Below are 17,594 nucleotides of genomic sequence, written 5' to 3' on the forward strand. Positions count from 1 at the left end.
AGTACACGGGACCGGTGCGCGGGAAGCTTCCGTCGGCACATCCGTCAGTACATCTGTCAGTACACGGGAAGCGTCCTCGGGCCGAGGTCGTCGCGGGCGGGCGGCGGGGACAGGCGGACGGAGGCGCCGAGCACGCTCAGTCCGTGCGCGGCCACGACGACCGGCTCCAGGGTCACGGCAACGACCTCGGGATGATCGTCGACCAGCCGCGACACCCGCAGCAGCAGCTCCTCCAGGGCAGGCGTGTCGACCGGCGTGGAGCCGCGCCAGCCGAACAGGAGCGGCGCCGTCCGGATCGACCGGACCAGCGACCCGGCCTCCCGGTCCGTGACCGGAACCAGCCGGTGCGCGGTGTCCCCGAGCAGCTGCGAGGCGGCTCCGGCGAGCCCGAACGACAGAACGGCCCCGGCCGCCGGGTCGATGACGGCGCGTACGACGGTGTCGACCCCGCGCGGCGCCATCCGCTGCACCACCGGCCGCAGCTCCTCCGGCTTCCCGAACAACTCGCCCAACTCGGCGTACGCCCGCCGTAGTTGGTCCTCGTCCGCGAGATCCAGTCGTACGCCGCCCAGGTCGGCCCGGTGCCGCAGGTGCGGGGCGGTGGCCTTGAGGGCGACCGGGTAGCCGAGGGTGCGGGCGGCCTCGGCGGCGGCGTCGGGGGTGGGCGCGGGCAGCGCGCGGTGGACGTCGACGCCGTACTTCCCGAGCAGGTCGCAGGTGTCGTCGACGCCGAGCGTGAGGCCCTGTCCGCGCGCGAGCAGCCCGCCGATCAGTCCGGCGGCGCCCTTCTCGTCTATGTCCTCGAACTCGGGCACCCGGCCCGGGTCAGTGGCCTCGCGCCGCCACTGCGCGTACTTCACGGCTTCGGCGAGGGCGCGGACGGCGCGCTCGGCGGCGGGGAAGGCGGGGATGAGGCCGCCGCCTTCGGGGGCGGGCATCGCGGGGACGGCCTGCTCCGGTTCTACGGCGCTCTGTCGGGGTGGTCCTTGCGCAGGGCGGGACCGGTCGGCGCCCCCCTCGGTACCGGGCGCCTTGGAAGCGACCTGTGGTGCCGTGCTCATCGCGGCGGACAGCGCCTCAGCCAACCCCCCGAGTTCCACGTGCACCACCAGCACCGGCTTCCCGGGAGCCGCCGCGGCGGCGGACCGCAGTGCCTCCGCCAGCGCCGCGTCCTCGGCCGGCCCCTCCCCCACCGCGGGTATCGCCGTCACCACGACCGCGTCGCACGCCTCGTCGGCCAACGCCTCCGACAGTGCCCGATGGAAGTCTGCCGCCGTCGCCGCCGTGGTCAGATCCAGCGGGGCGAGCGGCCGCAACCCCTCGGAGAGGCACGCGTCGTAGGTCAGCAGCCCGAGCGACTCGGAGTTCCCGACGATCGCCACGCGTGGCCCGCCGGGCAGCGGCTGGCGCGCCAGGAGCAGCCCTGTGTCGACCAGTTCGGTGATCGTCTCGACGCGGATCACCCCGGCCTGGCGCAGCAGCGCGGACACGGTCGCGTGCGGCAGTCGCGTCGCACGGACCGCGTGTCCTTGGGGGGCGGATCCGGCGCCCTGGACGACGACCAGCGGTTTGGCCGCCGCGGTGCGCCGGGCAAGGCGGGTGAACTTGCGGGGGTTGCCGATGGACTCCAGGTACATGAGGGCGACGTCGGTGTCGGGATCGTCGTACCAGTACTGAAGGACGTCGTTGCCGGACACGTCCGCGCGGTTGCCGGACGACACGAACGTGGAGACTCCGGTGACTCCGGTGACCCCGCCGCCGCGCCGGTGCAGGCGGGACAGCAGGGCGATGCCGATGGCACCGGACTGGGCGAACAGCCCGATGCGTCCGGGGCGCGGCATCTCGGGGGCGAGGGACGCGTTCAGCCGTACGTCGGCTGCGGTGTTGATGACCCCGAAGGCGTTCGGCCCGATGATGCGCATGCCGTACGTGCGCGCGTGGCGCACGAGTTCACGCTGGCGCTCGCGTCCCTCGGGGCCGCTCTCGGCGTACCCGGCGGTGACCACGACGAGCCCCTGCACCCCGTGTTCGCCGCACTCGGTGACGACTTCGGGGACGTGCTCGACCGGAACGGCGACGACAGCCAGGTCCACGGGGCCTTCGATGTCGCGCACCGAGCGGTACGCCGGCACCCCGTCGAGGTCCTTCCGCTCCTCGGGGAACGCCTTGTTCACGGCGTACAGGCCACCGGTGAACCCGGCGTCCCTGATGTTGTCGAGAACGCTGCGGCCCACCCCTCCGGGGGTACGGCCCACACCGACGACGGCGACCGAGCCGGGCACCAACAGCCGCCGTACGGACCGCGCTTCGGCGCGCTGCTCCCGCGCGCGCTGCACGGCGAGGGACCTGTCGGTGGGTTCGAGGTCAAACTCCAGGCGTACGACGCCGTCCTCGAAGCTGCGCTTCTGGGTGTAGCCCGCGTCTGTGAACACCTTGATCATCTTGTTGTTGGCGGGCAGCACCTCGGCGGCGAAGCGCCGGATGCCGCGCTCCCGGGCGACGGCCGCGATGTGCTCCAGGAGGGCGGAGGCGACGCCCCTCCCCTGGTGCGCGTCCTGCACCAGGAAGGCGACCTCGGCCTCGTCTGCCGGGGCGGTGGCGGCACGCCCGTCGGCACTAATGCGGTCATAGCGTACGGTGGCGATGAACTCGCCGCCGACGGTGGCCGCGAGTCCCACCCGGTCCACAAAGTCGTGGTGCGTGAAGCGGTGGACATCCTTGGCGGACAGGCGCGGATACGGCGCGAAGAAGCGGTAGTACTTCGACTCGTCGGAGACCTGCTCGTAGAAGCTGACCAGGCGATCGGCGTCGTCGACGGTGATGGGCCTGACGCGCGCGGTACCCCCGTCGCGCAGCACCACGTCGGCTTCCCAGTGGGCGGGGTACTCGTGCCGGTCCGACGAGGTCTGCTGCATGGGGCCCAGCGTACGGCTCGCGTCTGACAACGGCGCGAGGCAGTCTGTGGGTGAAAAGCAGCGAGGAGAAGTCGGGCCGAGGCCGCGGTCCGACGACTCGCTCCGGACGGTCCACGGGACCGGTCCGGGCTCGCTTCGCGTGTGGGAAACTGGTCTAGACAACCCTGAGACTCTGAAGGGCAGCATCACATGGCTGAGCGCCGCGTCAACGTCGGCTGGGCGGAGGGCCTTCACGCCCGCCCCGCCTCCATCTTCGTCCGGGCCACCACGGCCTCGGGTATCCCCGTGACGATCGCCAAGGCCGACGGCAACCCCGTCAACGCGGCCTCCATGCTCGCGGTTCTGGGCCTGGGCGCCCAGGGCGGCGAGGAGATCGTCCTCGCGTCGGACGCCGAGGGCGCGGACGCGGCCCTCGACCGACTGGCGAAGCTGGTCGCGGAAGGTCTTGAGGAACTCCCCGAGACCGTCTGAACATCCCGCAATTGCTAGGTGCGGTGCTTTTCGTCCAAAAACGATGTACCGCAACCTCGAAGGGCTCGTCCGAATTACCGGGCGAGCCCTTCGCAATTCCACTTGCGGGCAGCATAAATAATCCCCCGCGAATTAGCCTCTCTTTGTATACGGCGCCCGTGTTAATGCCGCAGACCCGACATGTTTACGGGAGGTTGCGAAGTCCTCACACGTTCCGTGCCGTTCGCGCCGTTCGCCCCGCCGGGAAAGCGCAGCCGGTGCGCGGTGCCCGCGCGCTCGGTGTGCAGGGCGGTGATCGCCCGGGCGCGCTCGCCGTCGCCGCGGGCCACGGCGTCCACGATGGCCCCGTGCTCGGCCCAGGACTCGACGGGGTTGGCCGGGGCGTCCACCGCGTACATCCAGGCGATCTTGTGGCGCAGCTGGGTCAGCATCGAGGTCAGCGCGGGGCTCCCGGAGGCCTGTGCCAGCGTCTCGTGGAACCAACTGCCCAGGGAGCGCAGATCCTCGCTGTTGCCCCGCCTGGCGCGCTCCTGACCCAGCCTGACGAGGCCGCGCAGCACCTTGAGGTGGGCCTCGGTGCGGCGCTGGGCGGCCCGTGAGGCGCCGAGCGGCTCCAGCAGCATCCGCATCTCCAGCAGGTCGGCGGCCTCCTGCTCGGTCGGTTCCGCGACGCACGCGCCCGCGTGCCGCCGGGTCACCACGAACCCCTCGGCCTCCAGCGTGCGCAGGGCCTCCCGGACGGGGACGCGCGAGACCCCGTACCGGCGCGCGAGGAGTTCCTCCGTGAGCCGGCTGCCGCGCTCGTAGACACCGGCGACGATGTCGTCCCGGATCGCCGTGCATACCGAGTGCGCCGGAATACGCATGTCCGACCTCCGCCTTAATCCCCGTGAAACGTCGACGATTGACGTGTGTTCCGTGACTCTATTGCAATGAGCGGGAATTTCCGATGGCGGACCGGAATCCATGGATATTTTTTGGACAGGAGGGCTCCGGAAACACCGAAAGCCCCGGCCGGGCGGGCCAGGGCTTCGGGAAGTGCGGCGGTGCGTCGTCAGACGTTCACACCGTGCTTGCGGAGGTAGGCGACGGGGTCGACGTCGGAGCCGTACTCGGCGGTCGTGCGGGCCTCGAAGTGGAGGTGCGGTCCGGTGACGTTGCCGGTCGCCCCGGAGAGGCCGATCTGCTCGCCCGGGGTGACCGTCTGGCCGACGGAGACACCGATGGACGACAGGTGGCCGTACATGGTGTACATGCCGTCGGCCATCTTGATCACCACTTGATTGCCGTACGAGCCGCCCCAGCCGGCCTCGACGACGGTGCCGGAGCCGACCGCGTGCACGGAGGTGCCGGTCGAGGCGTGGAAGTCGATGCCGGTGTGGGCACCGGAGGACCAGAGGGAACCGCCGGTCTTGTAGCCGGTGGAGACATACGAGCCGGTGACCGGTGCGACGAAGGTGTTGAGCTTCTTGCGCTCGGCGGCGCGGGCGGCGCGTACCTCGGCCGCGCGCTCCGCCTTGGCCAGTGCGGCGGCCTTGGCTCGGGCCTCTTCCTTGGCGGCCTGCTCGGCCGCGGCCTGCTGCTGGGCGGCGGCCTGGGCGTCGATCTTCTCGGCGACGGCGTCGCCCATGGCGATGACGGGGGTGAGGCCGGTCTGCTCCACGGCGGGCTCCGCTGCGAACGCGGGGGCGCTCGCGAGGGTGCCGACGACGCCGGTGGTGGTGAGGGCCGCGACACTCGCGACGCGAACGGTGGTGCGGTGGGTCCGGCTCGGGCGACGGTGCTTCCCGGTGGCGCGGGTGAACGCCATGAAGTGGGTGGTCCTTTCCTTCCTTCTCGCCTACCGGGTTAGCTGACGGGTTCGGAGCAGGAAGGTCTCCTACGGACCCCCTCGCTCCGCGCGCGGGCGTCCGATTCACCCCAGGGACGTGGGTCCCCGGCTCCCCTGGCTCGCGCCGTACGGGGACTCGGCGATGACTGTCCGGTGCCGCGAGTGCGGCGCGGTGCCTGACGGACAGCCGGACCGACGCTAAGCGGGGCCACTTTCAATCCCCAAACGGATCACGGGTTTTGTTGCACATGCCACAGCGCAGACAGGCAACCTCTCCCCCAATTCGGACAATAGGGGGCCCTGGTGACTCTTCAGTCACCAGGGCCCCCACGCGCGCGTGCCGCTGTTCGGCTCGCTACGGGTCGTCTACTCGGCCGGGACGACGGTCACTTCGCCGATACCGAGAGCCTCCACGGGCTCCTTGATCTGCTCCGCGTCGCCGACCAGGATCGTCACCAGACGGTCCACCGGGAAGGCGTTCACGACCGCCGCGGTGGCCTCCACGGTGCCGGTCGCGGCGAGCTGCTGGTACAGCGTCGCCTGGTAGTCGTCGGGCAGGTGCTGCTCGACCTGGTCGGCCAGCGTGCTCGCGACGGCCGCGGCGGTCTCGTACTTGAGCGGCGCCACCCCGACGAGGTTCTGTACGGCGATGTCCCGCTCGGCGTCGGTGAGTCCGCCCTCGGCCAATTTGCGGAGCACCGTCCACAGGTCGTCCAGCGCCGGACCGGTGTTCGGGGTGTCGACGGAGCCGCTGATGGCGAGCATCGATGCGCCCGTGCCGTCGGGTGCCGAACGCAGCACCTGGCCGAACGCCCGCACACCGTAGGTGTAGCCCTTCTCCTCCCGCAGGACGCGGTCCAGGCGGGAGGTGAGGGTGCCGCCGAGGCAGTACGTGCCGAGCACCTGCGCGGGCCACACGCGGTCGTGCCGGTCGGCGCCGACGCGGCCGATGAGCAGCTGCGTCTGGACGGCGCCGGGACGGTGCACGATCACGACGCGCCCGGTGTCGTCGGCGGTCACCGGCGGCACGGGACGCGGCTGCGCGGCGGAACCCGTCCACGAACCCAGAGTGTCGGCCAGGAGCGCGTCCAGGTCGATGCCGGTGAGGTCGCCGACGACCACGGCGGTGGCCGTCGCGGGGCGGACGTGCCGGTCGTAGAAGGCGCGTACGGCCCCGGAGTCGATCTTCTGGACGGTCTCCTCGGTGCCCTGGCGCGGACGCGACATGCGCGAGGTCGCCGGGAACAGCTCCTTGGAGAGCTCCTTGGCCGCGCGGCGGGACGGGTTGGCCGTCTCGTGCGGAATCTCGTCGAGGCGGTTGCGGACCAGCCGCTCGACCTCGCTGTCCGCGAACGCGGGCGCCCTGAGCGCGTCGGAGAGCAGGCCGAGTCCCTTGGCCAGGCGCGACGCCGGGACCTCCAGGCTCAGGCGCAGCCCGGGGTGGTCGGCGTGCGCGTCGAGGGTGGCGCCGGAGCGCTCCAGCTCGGCGGCGAACTCCTCGGCGGAGTGCTTGTCGGTGCCCTCGGAGAAGGCCCGCGCGGTGATCGTGGCGACACCGTCCAGGCCCGCCGGTTCGGCGTCCAGGGGCGCGTCCAGGAGCACCTCGACGGCGACGACCTGCTGGCCGGGGCGGTGGCAGCGCAGCACGGTCAGGCCGTTGCCGAGCGTCCCGCGCTCCGGGGCCGGGAAGGCCCACGGCCTGGCTTCGCCGGCCTGGGGCTGCGGGTGGAATTCCATCGTGGCGAGCTCGGTCACTTGGCCGCCTCCTCGTTCTCGTCGCCGGCCTCTGCTTCGTCATCCTCGTCCGCGATCGGCTCGTAGACGAGCACCGCGCGGTTGTCGGGGCGCAGACGGGCCTTGGCGACCTCCTGCACCTCCTCCGCCGTCACGTCCAGGACACGCTGCACGGCGGTCAGGGCGAGCTGCGGGTCGCCGAACAGGACGGCGTACCGGCACAGTTCGTCGGCGCGGCCCGCGACCGTGCCGAGCCGGTCCAGCCACTCGCGCTCCAACTGGGCCTGGGCGCGCTCCATTTCCTCAGCGGTGGGGCCCTCCTCGGCGAACCGGGCGAGCTCCTCGTCGATGGCGGCCTCGATGACCGGCACCTCGACGTCCCCGGACGTCTTGACGTCCAGCCACCCCAGGGAGGGCGCCCCGGCCAGCCGCAGCAGACCGAAGCCGGCCGCGACGGCCGTACGGTCGCGCCGTACAAGGCGGTTGTAGAGGAGCGAGGACTCGCCGCCGCCCAGGATGGTGAGGGCGAGGTCGGCCGCGTCGGACGCGCGCGTGCCGTCGTTCGGCAGGCGGTAGGCGCACATCAGGGCGCGGGCCGGGACCTCCTCCTCGACGACCTCGCGCAGTTGACCGCCGATCACCTCGGGCAGCGTGCCGTCGCGGGGCTCGGGCTTGCCGTCGTGCGACGCGATGGACCCGAAGTACTTCTCGATCCAGGCGAGCGTCTGCTCGGGGTCGATGTCGCCGACCACGGACAGGACCGCGTTGTTGGGCGCGTAGTAGGTGCGGAAGAACGCGCGCGCGTCCTCCAGGGTGGCCGCGTCCAGGTCCGCCATCGAGCCGATGGGCGTGTGGTGGTAGGGGTGACCCTCCGGGTAGGCGAGGGCGGTCAGCTTCTCGAACGCTGTCCCGTAGGGCACGTTGTCGTAGCGCTGGCGGCGCTCGTTCTTGACGACGTCCCGCTGGTTCTCCATGGACTCCTCGTCCAGGGCGGCCAGCAGGGAACCCATGCGGTCCGCCTCCAGCCAGAGCGCGAGCTCCAACTGGTGGGTGGGCATGGTCTCGAAGTAGTTCGTGCGCTCGAAGCTGGTGGTGCCGTTGAGCGAACCGCCCGCGCCCTGCACCAGTTCGAAGTGTCCGTTGCCCTTCACCTGTCCGGAGCCCTGGAACATCAGGTGCTCGAAGAGGTGAGCCAGGCCGGTGCGTCCCTTGACCTCGTGGCGGGAACCGACGTCGTACCAGAGGCACACCGCCGCGACCGGGGTCAGGTGGTCCTCGGAGAGGACCACGCGCAGACCGTTGGCCAAGCGGTGTTCGGTCGCTGTCAGACCGCCGGACCCTGCCTCGGCGGTGGCCGTGTGACCCATGGGCATGTACGTCCCTTCGATCGCGGATTATCTGGCTGGAACCGCAGAAATCCTGCTCGTCCCGCCACTGTATGCAAGCGTGCGGACCGTCGGCGAAGTTCCCGGCGGACGTACGCCGAGAGCGAGATCGCGTAGCCTGCGGGCAGTCGCACACGTGGACTCACACGGCAGCCGCCGGCGACGGACCCGAGCGGGCAACGCCGGGTCCTGGTCCGCGTTGTCAGTGCCGCGGTCCACAATGGTTCACGTCAAGACCCCGTTCACGCTTCAGCATGAGTGAGCCGAAGGGGAGCGACCCCCAGGCGAGCGACCAGAAAAGAGGAGCCGGCAGCGATGGCCCGCCGCAGCACGAAGACCCCGCCGCCCGACGACTCGTTCGAGGAGCGGATCCTCGACATCGACGTCGTCGACGAGATGCAGGGCTCCTACCTTGAGTACGCGTACTCGGTCATCTACTCCCGAGCCCTGCCGGACGCCCGGGACGGCCTGAAGCCGGTCCACCGACGGATCGTCTACCAGATGGACGAGATGGGCCTGCGCCCCGACCGCGGCTACGTGAAGTGCGCGCGTGTCGTCGGTGAAGTGATGGGCAAGCTGCACCCGCACGGGGACGCGTCGATCTACGACGCCCTGGTGCGCATGGCCCAGCCCTTCTCCATGCGCGTGCCGCTGGCCGACGGCCACGGCAACTTCGGCTCGCTGGGCAACGACGACCCGCCGGCCGCCATGCGGTACACAGAGTGCCGGCCGTCCGAAGCGGCCAACCTGATGACCGAGTCGATCGACGAGGACACGGTCGACTTCACCCCGAACTACGACGGCCAGGAGCGGGAGCCGGTGGCCCTGCCCGCCGCCTTCCCGAACCTCCTGGTGAACGGCTCGTCGGGCATCGCGGTCGGCATGGCCACCAACATGCCGCCGCACAACCTGGGCGAAGTCATCGCGGCCGCCCGGCACTTGATCCGCTATCCGAACGCGGACCTGGACACCCTGATGCGGCACGTCCCCGGCCCCGACCTGCCGACGGGCGGCCGGATCGTCGGCCTCACCGGCATCCGGGACGCGTACGAGACGGGCCGCGGCACCTTCAAGATCCGCGCCACGGTCGCCGTGGACAACGTGACGGCACGCCGCAAGGGCATCATCGTCACCGAACTGCCCTTCTCCGTAGGCCCCGAGAAGGTGATCGCCAAGATCAAGGACCTGGTCGGCGCGAAGAAGCTTCAGGGCATCGCCGACGTCAAGGACCTCACCGACCGCGCGCACGGCCTGCGCCTGGTCATCGAGGTCAAGAACGGCTTCGTACCGGAAGCGGTCCTGGAGCAGCTCTACAAACTGACGCCGATGGAGGAGTCCTTCGGCATCAACAACGTTGCCCTGGTGGACGGTCAGCCCCTCACGCTCGGCCTCAAGGAACTCCTGGAGGTCTATCTCGACCACCGCTTCGACGTCGTACGGCGACGCAGCGAGTTCCGCCGCACCAAGCGGCGCGACCGCCTCCACCTGGTGGAGGGTCTGCTCACCGCGCTCATCGACATCGATGAGGTCATCCGGCTCATCCGCTCCAGCGACAACTCCGCGCAGGCGAAGCAGAGTCTGATGGAGCGCTTCTCCCTGTCGGACATCCAGACGCAGTACATCCTGGACACCCCGCTCCGCCGCCTCACCCGGTTCGACCGGATCGAGCTGGAGTCGGAGATGGAGCGCCTCCGCGCGGAGATCGCCGAGTTGACCCGCATCCTGGAGTCGGACACCGAGCTGCGCAAGCTGGTCTCCACCGAACTGGCCGCCGTGGCAAAGAAGTTCGGCACCGACCGGCGTACGGTCCTGCTGGAGTCGGCGGGCGCCCCCACCGCCACCGTGCCGCTCCAGGTCGCCGACGACCCGTGCCGGGTGCTGCTCTCCTCGACGGGTCTGCTGGCCCGTACGGCGAACGGCGAGCCCTTCCCCGAGGACTCCGAGGCCCGGCGCACCAAGCACGACGTGATCGTCTCGGCGGTCCCGGCGACGGCCCGCGGCGAGCTGGGCGCGGTCACCTCGGCCGGCCGCCTCCTGCGCATCAACGTCGTAGACCTGCCCCAGCTCCCGGAGACGGCCGCCGCGCCGAACCTCTCCGGCGGCGCCCCGGTCTCGGAGTTCGTCTCCCTGGACGAGGGCGAGACGGTCATCTGCCTGACGACCCTCGACGAGTCCTCCCCGGGCCTGGCCATCGGCACGGAGCAGGGCGTCGTCAAACGTGTGGTCCCCGACTACCCCACGAACAAGGAGGAGTTGGAGGTCATCACGCTCAAGGACGGCGACCGGATCGTCGGCGCCGTCGAGTTGCGCACCGGCGAGGAGGACCTGGTCTTCATCGCGGACGACGCCCAACTGCTGCGCTACCAGGCCGCCCAGGTGCGCCCCCAGGGCCGCGCGGCCGGCGGCATGGCGGGCATCAAACTCACCGAGGGCGCGAAGGTCATCTCCTTCACGGCCGTCGACCCCGCCGTGGACGCGGTCGTCTTCACGGTCGCGGGCTCGCGCGGCACGCTCGACGACTCCGTCCAGACGACGGCCAAGCTCACCCCGTTCGACCAGTACCCCCGCAAGGGCCGCGCCACCGGCGGCGTCCGCTGCCAGCGCTTCCTGAAGGGCGAGGACTGTCTCTCCCTGGCCTGGACGGGCCCCGTACCGGCCAAGGCGGCACAACGGGACGGCACACCGGCGGAACTCCCGGAAATGGACCCGCGACGGGACGGCTCGGGCGTGTCGCTGGCGAAGACGGTGTCGGTGGTGGCGGGGCCGGTGTAGCGCCGGCCCCTCAGGCCTCCGGTCCCGGCTCCTCGTCGGACTTCGGCTCCTGGTCCGGTTCTTGTACGTAGCGCAGGACGCCCCACATGCCGTGTTCGTCGGCGTGTGGGGCGTCCTGCCTGCACGCCTCCAACTCCTTGCCGAGGGCGGGCATGTCGAGGCCGGTGCCGATGAGCACGAGCTGGGTCAGCCGGGTGTCGCCGCTCGCCCAGGGCTCCGGATAGAACCTCAAGAAGCGTCCTACGGCGTGCACGGCGTACCGGTTGCGCAGATCGTGGGCGCCGAAGTCGACGTACCCCTTGATGCGGTAGAGCCCCTCGGGCCTGCTGTCCAGGAACGCCATCAGCCGTCGCGGGTCCATGGGCATGTCGTCGGAGGCGAAGGAGAGGCTGTCGTAGGCGGTGTGCAAATGGTCGGCGTGCGCGTCGTGTTCGTCCGGCTCCGCACCGGCGTGGTCGTGCAGGTCGTCGAAGGTCAGCTGCCCGACACGTTCCTCGTTCGGCCGGCAGCCGAAGAGGAACTCCGGGTCGATACGGCCATAGGTGGCGGGCACGACGGCGGCACGGTCGGCGAGTGAGCGGACGAGTCCGAGGACGCGCGGGGCGTCGACCGCCCGGTCCAGCTTGTTGACGACTACGAGGTCGGCGAGGGCGAGATGCCGGTCGACCTCGGGGTGCTTCGCGCGCGTGTCGTCGAACTCGGCGGCGTCGACGACCTCGACGAGTCCGCCGTAGACGATCCCCGGGTGCTGGCTGGCGAGCAACATCCGCACCAGTTCCTCCGGTTCGGCGAGTCCGCTGGCCTCGATGACGATGACGTCGATACCGGCTGAGGGCCGCGCGAGCCGCTCCAGATAGACGTCGAGTTCACTGGCGTCCACGGCACAGCACAGGCACCCGTTCCCGAGCGACACGGTCGAGTCCCCGAGCGCCCCGGCCACGGCCAGCGCGTCGATCTCGATCGCCCCGAAGTCGTTGACGATCGCACCGATACGGCTGCCTCCGCTGCGGTGGAGGATGTGGTTGAGGAGGGTGGTCTTGCCGGAGCCGAGGAATCCGGCGAGGACGAGGACGGGGATCTGGTGGGGGGTCGGCGGCGGGGTTGGATCCGGGGAAGGGGTCGGGGCGGGCGCCGGGGCGGGGATCGGAGGCGGGGTCGGGTCGGAAGTCGGGGCCGGAACCGAAGCCGAAGCCGAAGCTGGGGTCGAGGCCTGAGCCGGGGCCGAGGCCGGGATCGGGCCCTGAGCCGGAGTCGAGGTCGGGATCGGGGCCGGGTCCGGGTCCGGGACAGGAATCGAGGTCGGGTCCAAGGTGGGAGCCACAGTCGAATTCCGGCTCGGAACCGGAGTCGTGGCCGCGCTCGGAACCGAGGTTGCGGGCAGGCTCGGATCCGTACTCGGGACCGACGCCGGTTCGGTGCTCTGGCTCGGGCTTGCGCTCGGGCTCTGCTGGCTCAACGTGCGACCTCTTTCACGCCGACGCGTGCACCGGCTCGCGGTCCGGCACACGTACGGAGGTTGAATGCCGCCCCAGGATACGAGCCGGAAGAATCGCCGCGAAGTGAACGATTGTTAGCAGCGCTTGCGGGGCAGACGTTGGGGAAGGCGCCGGTTCGTGCGACCCTCGCTTCCCTCCGTGCGCCTCCTCTCCGCCTCCCTGCCGATCAGAGCCGCTCGGCACTCTGGGAGACGGCAAGCGCCGCCCATCGCTCGCCGGTCCCCATCAGTCGACCCGCACCCCGACGACCGGCGGACGGCCGCCTGATTCGGGGGTTGTTGACATGGCCACACAGAACGTGGGGATACAGGGGCTCAGTTCAGCCGTCAAAGCGAGGATCGCCGGCATGATCGCGTCCCTTGCCGGGCCGACCTCACGCCATCGGCGCGAAGCAGCTCTCGCCGAACAGCATCGGCTCCACTTCGCCCTCCTGTGCAAAGCCATGGACGACCCCGCCCTGGCAGGCGTCCTCAATACGTACGAGACCGAGGTGCCACCCGAGAAGCAGCGTCAGTACCTCTTCGCGAACGCCCTCTACGCAAACGCCCTCTACTACCACCGCATCGGCGCCCTGACCCTGCCCGAACTTCACGGCCATTTCCGGGTCATGTGCCAGAACCAGGTCTTCCGCGAGTACTGGGCGGCAACGAAGCACCACAGGAAGAGCCTGCCCGACTCCTCGGAGGAGGCCGGGCTCGGCCGCATCATGGACGACTTGATCCAGGAACTCGACGACTCGGACACCGACGAGTGGTGGGTCGTCGGAGAGACACCGGGCGATTCGCCCTGACACCAACCGGTTCACCCGGACCCGGCGTCGGCGCCTCGGAAACCGATCCGTCAAGCGAAAGGCGACAGGTTTCACCTCATTGCTTGGCCTCAAGTGCCCCACCACCACCCACACTGTCGCTATCTTGTCACCTGGCCCTCTCCGGGCACTCCGACGAACACCCTTCACGCTCGGAGACGTACATGCTCCGGCGCCACACCTGCCTGGGCGCCGCCACGCTCGGAGGCTTTCCGTCCCTCCGAGCCACAAGGAGCCACACTCGGAGAATTTCAGTTCACTCCGAGTAAGGGTGGTAACTCTCAGTGAGAATCGTGCGACGTGTCGGGGCCTCGCCTCGCGAGCGAGGCAGCGCCACAGGCCAGACTTGCCCCGACATCTTCGAGCTCAGCAACGGCGACTTCGCCGTCATTGGGCGCGAAGCGACTGCGGAACTCGACTCCGAGCTCCCTCCTGACGCCGCACGTGCCGATTACGAGCGCATCGTCGTGATCAGTCGCGAGACCCTCGTACGGGCAAAACGGGACATCCCCAACGCCTGACGCCTCCGACCGCCAAGGCACGTCTCTCCCTCTGGTCACACAGAGAACCTGCACACACAGAGAACCCGGCACCCCGCGGTGCCGGGCCTCACTCCTGACCGTTCCGCGAAGTCAGCTCATGAGCGGCACCGCCACGGGAGCCCCCACCCCCACATACCGCGCAACCGGCCGGATGATCTTCGAGTCCTCCGCCTGCTCCACCACGTTCGCGCTCCACCCCACCACCCGCGCAGCCGCGAACGTGGGAGTGAACATCTCCCGCGGCAGCCCGCACAGTTCCATGACCAGCCCCGCGTAGAACTCGACGTTGGTATGCAGCTCACGGCCCGGCTTGAGTTCCGCGAGGATGGCCTCCACCCGGCGTTCGACCTCGACGGCGAACTCGACCCGTGGGCCGCCGAACTGCTGGGCGACCTCGCGCAGCATCCGGGAACGCGGGTCCTCCGTGCGGTAGATCGCGTGGCCGAAGCCCATGATGCGGTCGCCGGCGAGAACGCGTTCGCGGATCCAGGGGTCGATACGGTCCGGGGTTCCGATCGCGTCCAGAGTGTCCAGGGCCCGGCTGGGCGCACCCCCGTGCAGCGGACCCGAGAGCGCCCCGACCGCCCCGACCAGGCAGGCCGCCACATCCGCCCCCGTCGACGCGATGACCCGCGCGGTGAAGGTTGACGCATTGAATCCATGGTCAATGGTTGAGATCAAGTATTGCTCGATCGCCCTGGCCTGCTGCTTGTCCGGTTCCGAACCCGTCAGCATGTAGAGGTAGTTGGCCGCGTAGGAGAGGTCCTCGCGCGGCTCCACGGGGTCGAGTCCCTGCCCCAGCCGGTACAGCGCGGTCAGCAGCGTCGGTACCGCCGCGGACGCCACGAGGGTGTCCCGGCGGCGCGCGTCCGCGTCGATGTCGTACACCGGCCGGAAGCCCTTCGCGGCGCCGAGCAGCGACAGAGCCGTACGCATCCCCGACAGCGGTCCGGACGTGCCGCTCGCCGCCGCCACCGCGGGCAGCGCGGCCCGTACCTCCTCCGGCAGCCCGCGCAGCGCGGCGGTCTCGGCGGCGAACGCGGCGCTCCGCTCGGCGTCCGGCAGTTCGCCATGGGCGAGGAGATGCCAGACGTCCTCGAAGCCGCGGGTCTGCGCGAGTTCGACGGCGGAGTACTGGCGGTAGTGGTAGAAGCCCTCGATCCCCCGGACGTCACCGATTCGGGTGTCGGTGACGACGACGCCCGCGAGTCCCCGGGGAACCTCGATACGAGTGGCTGCGGCCCTGTTGATGGACATGTTTCCTCCCTGGACTTGATTCAAATGTCCATGATTGATTCAATCTCTGTCAATATTGATTGAATCAATATATGCAAGGGATGGATACCGTGGCCTCCATGCGCGATCAAGAAACCGCTCCCGGTCATCCCGAGCGACGGCTGACCACCAAGGAGACCGCCGAACTGCTCGGCGTGAAGCCCGACACCGTGTACGCGTACGTGAGTCGCGGACAGCTGAGCAGCAGGCGCGAGCCCGGCGGACGGGGCAGCACCTTCGACGCCAAGGAGGTGGAGGCGCTCGCCCGGCGCAACAAGCGGGAGAGCAGCGGGAGTTCGGGCTCCGGGGGTGAGCTGTCCGTACGGACCCGGATCACGCTCATCGAGAAGGACCGGTACTACTTCCGGGGCGTCGACGCGACCGAGCTGGCCGCGCGCCACTCCTACGAGGAGATCGCCGAGTGGCTGTGGACCGGGGAGTTGCGCCCCGGGATCACGTTCACCGCGCCCAAGGCGTCCGTCAGCGTCGCCCGTCGCGCCGTCGACGCGCTGCCCGAACACACCGGTCCCACCGACCGGTTGCGGGTCGCGGCCATCGCGGCGGCGACCGCGGACCCGCTGCGTTTCGACCTGTCCGAGGACGCCGTGCTCGGCACCGCGCGCATCCTCGTCCCCACCCTCGTAGCGGCCCTGCCGCCGGTACGGCGCGCGCATCGCGACGAGGGTCCGCTGGCCCACCGTCTGTGGGCGCGACTGAGTGGACGGCCGGCTGACGAGGCGTCACTGCACGTCCTGGACACGGTACTTGGGCTCCTCGTCGACCACGACCTGGCCGCCTCGACGCTCGCGGTGCGCGTCGCCGCCTCGGCCCGCGCACACCCCTACGCGGCCGTCTCCTCCGGCCTGGGGGTCCTCGAAGGCCCCCTGCACGGCGCCGCCAGCGGCCTGGCGCACCGACTGCTGCTCGACGTGCTCGACCAGGGCACCGCCGCCCCTGTGGTCGCGGACGAACTGCGCGCCGGCCGCCGCGTCCCCGGACTCGGGCACCGGCTCTACCCGGGCGAAGACCCACGCGCGCGTGCCCTGTTCGCGCTCCTGAAGCAGGTCCCGGGCGCCGCGCCCGCCCTCGCCGCGGCCCGCGACATCGTCGCCACCACCGCCCGCCACACCCCCTTGCACGCCAACGTCGACCTGGCGCTCGCCGTGTTCACCGTCTCCTCCGGGATGCCCTCCACGGCGGGCGAGACGATCTTCGCCGTCGCCCGTACGGCGGGCTGGATCGCGCACGCTCTGGAGGAGTACGGGGAGCGGCCGCTGCGCATGCGGCCCAGCGGTCACTACGTGGGCCCCAGGCCGCCTCAACCACTACCGGAGTAGGACACGAGCGCGGCCGGAAGTCGCCCTGGGCCAAGTCAGGTTAGGCTCACCTCTGTGAGTACGTGCGCGACCGTCTCTCGGGACCTCGACGAGCCCATTTCCGGAACCGCGGCCACGGCGACGACGTGGCTGCTGCTGGAACAGCCCGGTCCTTGGGGTGCCAAAGCGCTCACTTCGAGCCACCTGGACCCCGCGCTGGGGCGTGCCCTGGAAGCGGCCGCCGCGAACACGGGCGTACGGGTCGCGCTCATCCGGCGCCCCGGTCGGCACGCCGATCCCGCAGCGTCGCCGGTGCGCCATGTGTACGCGGCCCACACCGTTCCCGGGAACGTATGGCTGCACAGCGCCACGACGGAGGACCCGGGGCAGTTGCTCGCCCTCGACTTCGCCGCCCTGGGTGCGGGCGACCCGCGCTCGTTCGGCTCGGCGCTCGGCGGGCGGGCCCACACCGGTGCCCCGCTCGCGCTCGTCTGCACCAACGGCAAGCGCGACCGCTGCTGCGCGCTCCTCGGCCGCCCTCTCGCCGCCGAACTGGCCGCCTCCGGGGTCGAGGGTGCCTGGGAGGTCACCCATCTGGGCGGTCACCGCTTCTCGCCGACGGTGCTCGTCCTGCCGTACGGCTACGCGTACGGGCGGGTCCAGGCACACGGCATCAAGGAGATCCTCCAGGGCGTCCAGGAGGGCCGTGTGGTCGTCGAGGGCTGCCGGGGCGGCTCGGCCTGGGAACGACCCGGACAGGCGGCGGAGCTGGCCGTGCGGACATCGGCGGGCGAGTACGCGATGGACGCCCTGAGCGTCGTACGGACCGACGGCGCCGCACCACGCTGGGAGGTGACCGTCGCGCACGCCGACGGACGCCACTGGCGCGTGATCGTCGCCCAGGGGGCCTCGCTTCCGCCCCGCCCGGAGAGCTGCGGGGCGTCGGTCCTCGGCGCACCGGCGCGGATGGACGTGGTGGCGGTGCGCGAGCTGACGACGGCGCTGGCGGGCTGACCCGCACGGCACCCGGCCGCCGTGCCGGTTTCCGC

General features: G+C 70.6%; 13 protein-coding genes and 1 riboswitch. Of the genes, 6 read left to right on the forward strand and 7 right to left on the reverse strand.

Annotated features, from left to right (window positions below; genetic code table 11):
* Positions 1 to 56: 56 nt before the first annotated feature.
* Positions 57 to 2,915, reverse strand: coding sequence for a bifunctional acetate--CoA ligase family protein/GNAT family N-acetyltransferase (locus tag OG194_RS11645; protein WP_327400797.1), 2,859 nt, complete (start codon positions 2,913 to 2,915; stop codon positions 57 to 59).
* A gap of 189 nt (positions 2,916 to 3,104) precedes the next feature.
* On the opposite strand from OG194_RS11645, the gene OG194_RS11650 reads away from it, so the two are divergent.
* Positions 3,105 to 3,386 (forward strand): HPr family phosphocarrier protein, encoded by a 282-nt coding sequence (locus OG194_RS11650; protein ID WP_013000229.1) that lies wholly within the window; start codon positions 3,105 to 3,107, stop codon positions 3,384 to 3,386.
* 161 nt (positions 3,387 to 3,547) lie between these two features.
* Here the strand turns inward: OG194_RS11650 and OG194_RS11655 are convergent, their stop codons facing one another.
* The 4 genes from OG194_RS11655 to OG194_RS11670 form a co-directional block, all read right to left on the reverse strand.
* The gene (locus tag OG194_RS11655) at positions 3,548 to 4,252 is read right to left on the reverse strand and encodes a GntR family transcriptional regulator (protein ID WP_327400798.1); all 705 of its coding nucleotides are present in this window, start codon (positions 4,250 to 4,252) and stop codon (positions 3,548 to 3,550) included.
* Positions 4,253 to 4,440: 188 nt separating this feature from the next.
* Positions 4,441 to 5,196 carry a M23 family metallopeptidase gene (locus tag OG194_RS11660; RefSeq protein WP_327400799.1) on the reverse strand — a complete coding sequence of 252 codons (756 nt, stop codon included), beginning with the start codon at positions 5,194 to 5,196 and terminating at the stop codon, positions 4,441 to 4,443.
* Positions 5,197 to 5,209: 13 nt separating this feature from the next.
* A riboswitch (cyclic di-AMP (ydaO/yuaA leader) is annotated at positions 5,210 to 5,369 on the reverse strand.
* Positions 5,370 to 5,583: 214 nt separating this feature from the next.
* Complete coding sequence (locus OG194_RS11665) at positions 5,584 to 6,972, reverse strand: M16 family metallopeptidase (RefSeq protein WP_327400800.1); 1,389 nt, start codon at positions 6,970 to 6,972, stop codon at positions 5,584 to 5,586.
* Positions 6,969 to 8,324 carry a M16 family metallopeptidase gene (locus OG194_RS11670; RefSeq protein WP_327400801.1) on the reverse strand — a complete coding sequence of 452 codons (1,356 nt, stop codon included), beginning with the start codon at positions 8,322 to 8,324 and terminating at the stop codon, positions 6,969 to 6,971. The genes OG194_RS11665 and OG194_RS11670 overlap by 4 nt, the downstream gene beginning before the upstream one ends.
* 327 nt (positions 8,325 to 8,651) lie before the next feature.
* Between OG194_RS11670 and OG194_RS11675 the strand changes: the two genes are divergently transcribed.
* Positions 8,652 to 11,108 (forward strand): DNA gyrase/topoisomerase IV subunit A, encoded by a 2,457-nt coding sequence (locus OG194_RS11675; protein WP_327400802.1) that lies wholly within the window; start codon positions 8,652 to 8,654, stop codon positions 11,106 to 11,108.
* 10 nt (positions 11,109 to 11,118) lie between these two features.
* On the opposite strand, the gene OG194_RS11680 is transcribed toward OG194_RS11675, so the two are convergent.
* Positions 11,119 to 12,252: a CobW family GTP-binding protein gene (locus OG194_RS11680; protein WP_442811789.1), complete on the reverse strand. Its 1,134-nt coding sequence runs from the start codon at positions 12,250 to 12,252 to the stop codon at positions 11,119 to 11,121.
* 635 nt (positions 12,253 to 12,887) lie between these two features.
* Here OG194_RS11680 and OG194_RS11685 point away from each other — a divergent pair.
* Positions 12,888 to 13,394 (forward strand): DUF6082 family protein, encoded by a 507-nt coding sequence (locus OG194_RS11685; protein WP_327400803.1) that lies wholly within the window; start codon positions 12,888 to 12,890, stop codon positions 13,392 to 13,394.
* Positions 13,395 to 13,696: 302 nt separating this feature from the next.
* Entirely contained in the window at positions 13,697 to 13,933 is a 237-nt protein-coding gene (locus OG194_RS11690) for a hypothetical protein (RefSeq protein ID WP_327400804.1), read from the forward strand.
* Between the two features lie 111 nt (positions 13,934 to 14,044).
* On the opposite strand, the gene OG194_RS11695 is transcribed toward OG194_RS11690, so the two are convergent.
* Positions 14,045 to 15,211, reverse strand: coding sequence for a citrate synthase/methylcitrate synthase (locus tag OG194_RS11695; RefSeq protein ID WP_327400805.1), 1,167 nt, complete (start codon positions 15,209 to 15,211; stop codon positions 14,045 to 14,047).
* A gap of 98 nt (positions 15,212 to 15,309) precedes the next feature.
* Between OG194_RS11695 and OG194_RS11700 the strand changes: the two genes are divergently transcribed.
* Complete coding sequence (locus OG194_RS11700; protein ID WP_327400806.1) at positions 15,310 to 16,566, forward strand: citrate synthase family protein; 1,257 nt, start codon at positions 15,310 to 15,312, stop codon at positions 16,564 to 16,566.
* A gap of 54 nt (positions 16,567 to 16,620) precedes the next feature.
* Positions 16,621 to 17,559: a sucrase ferredoxin gene (locus tag OG194_RS11705; protein ID WP_327400807.1), complete on the forward strand. Its 939-nt coding sequence runs from the start codon at positions 16,621 to 16,623 to the stop codon at positions 17,557 to 17,559.
* Positions 17,560 to 17,594: the final 35 nt, after the last annotated feature.

This window comes from Streptomyces sp. NBC_01288 (assembly GCF_035982055.1).
Classification (GTDB): domain Bacteria; phylum Actinomycetota; class Actinomycetes; order Streptomycetales; family Streptomycetaceae; genus Streptomyces.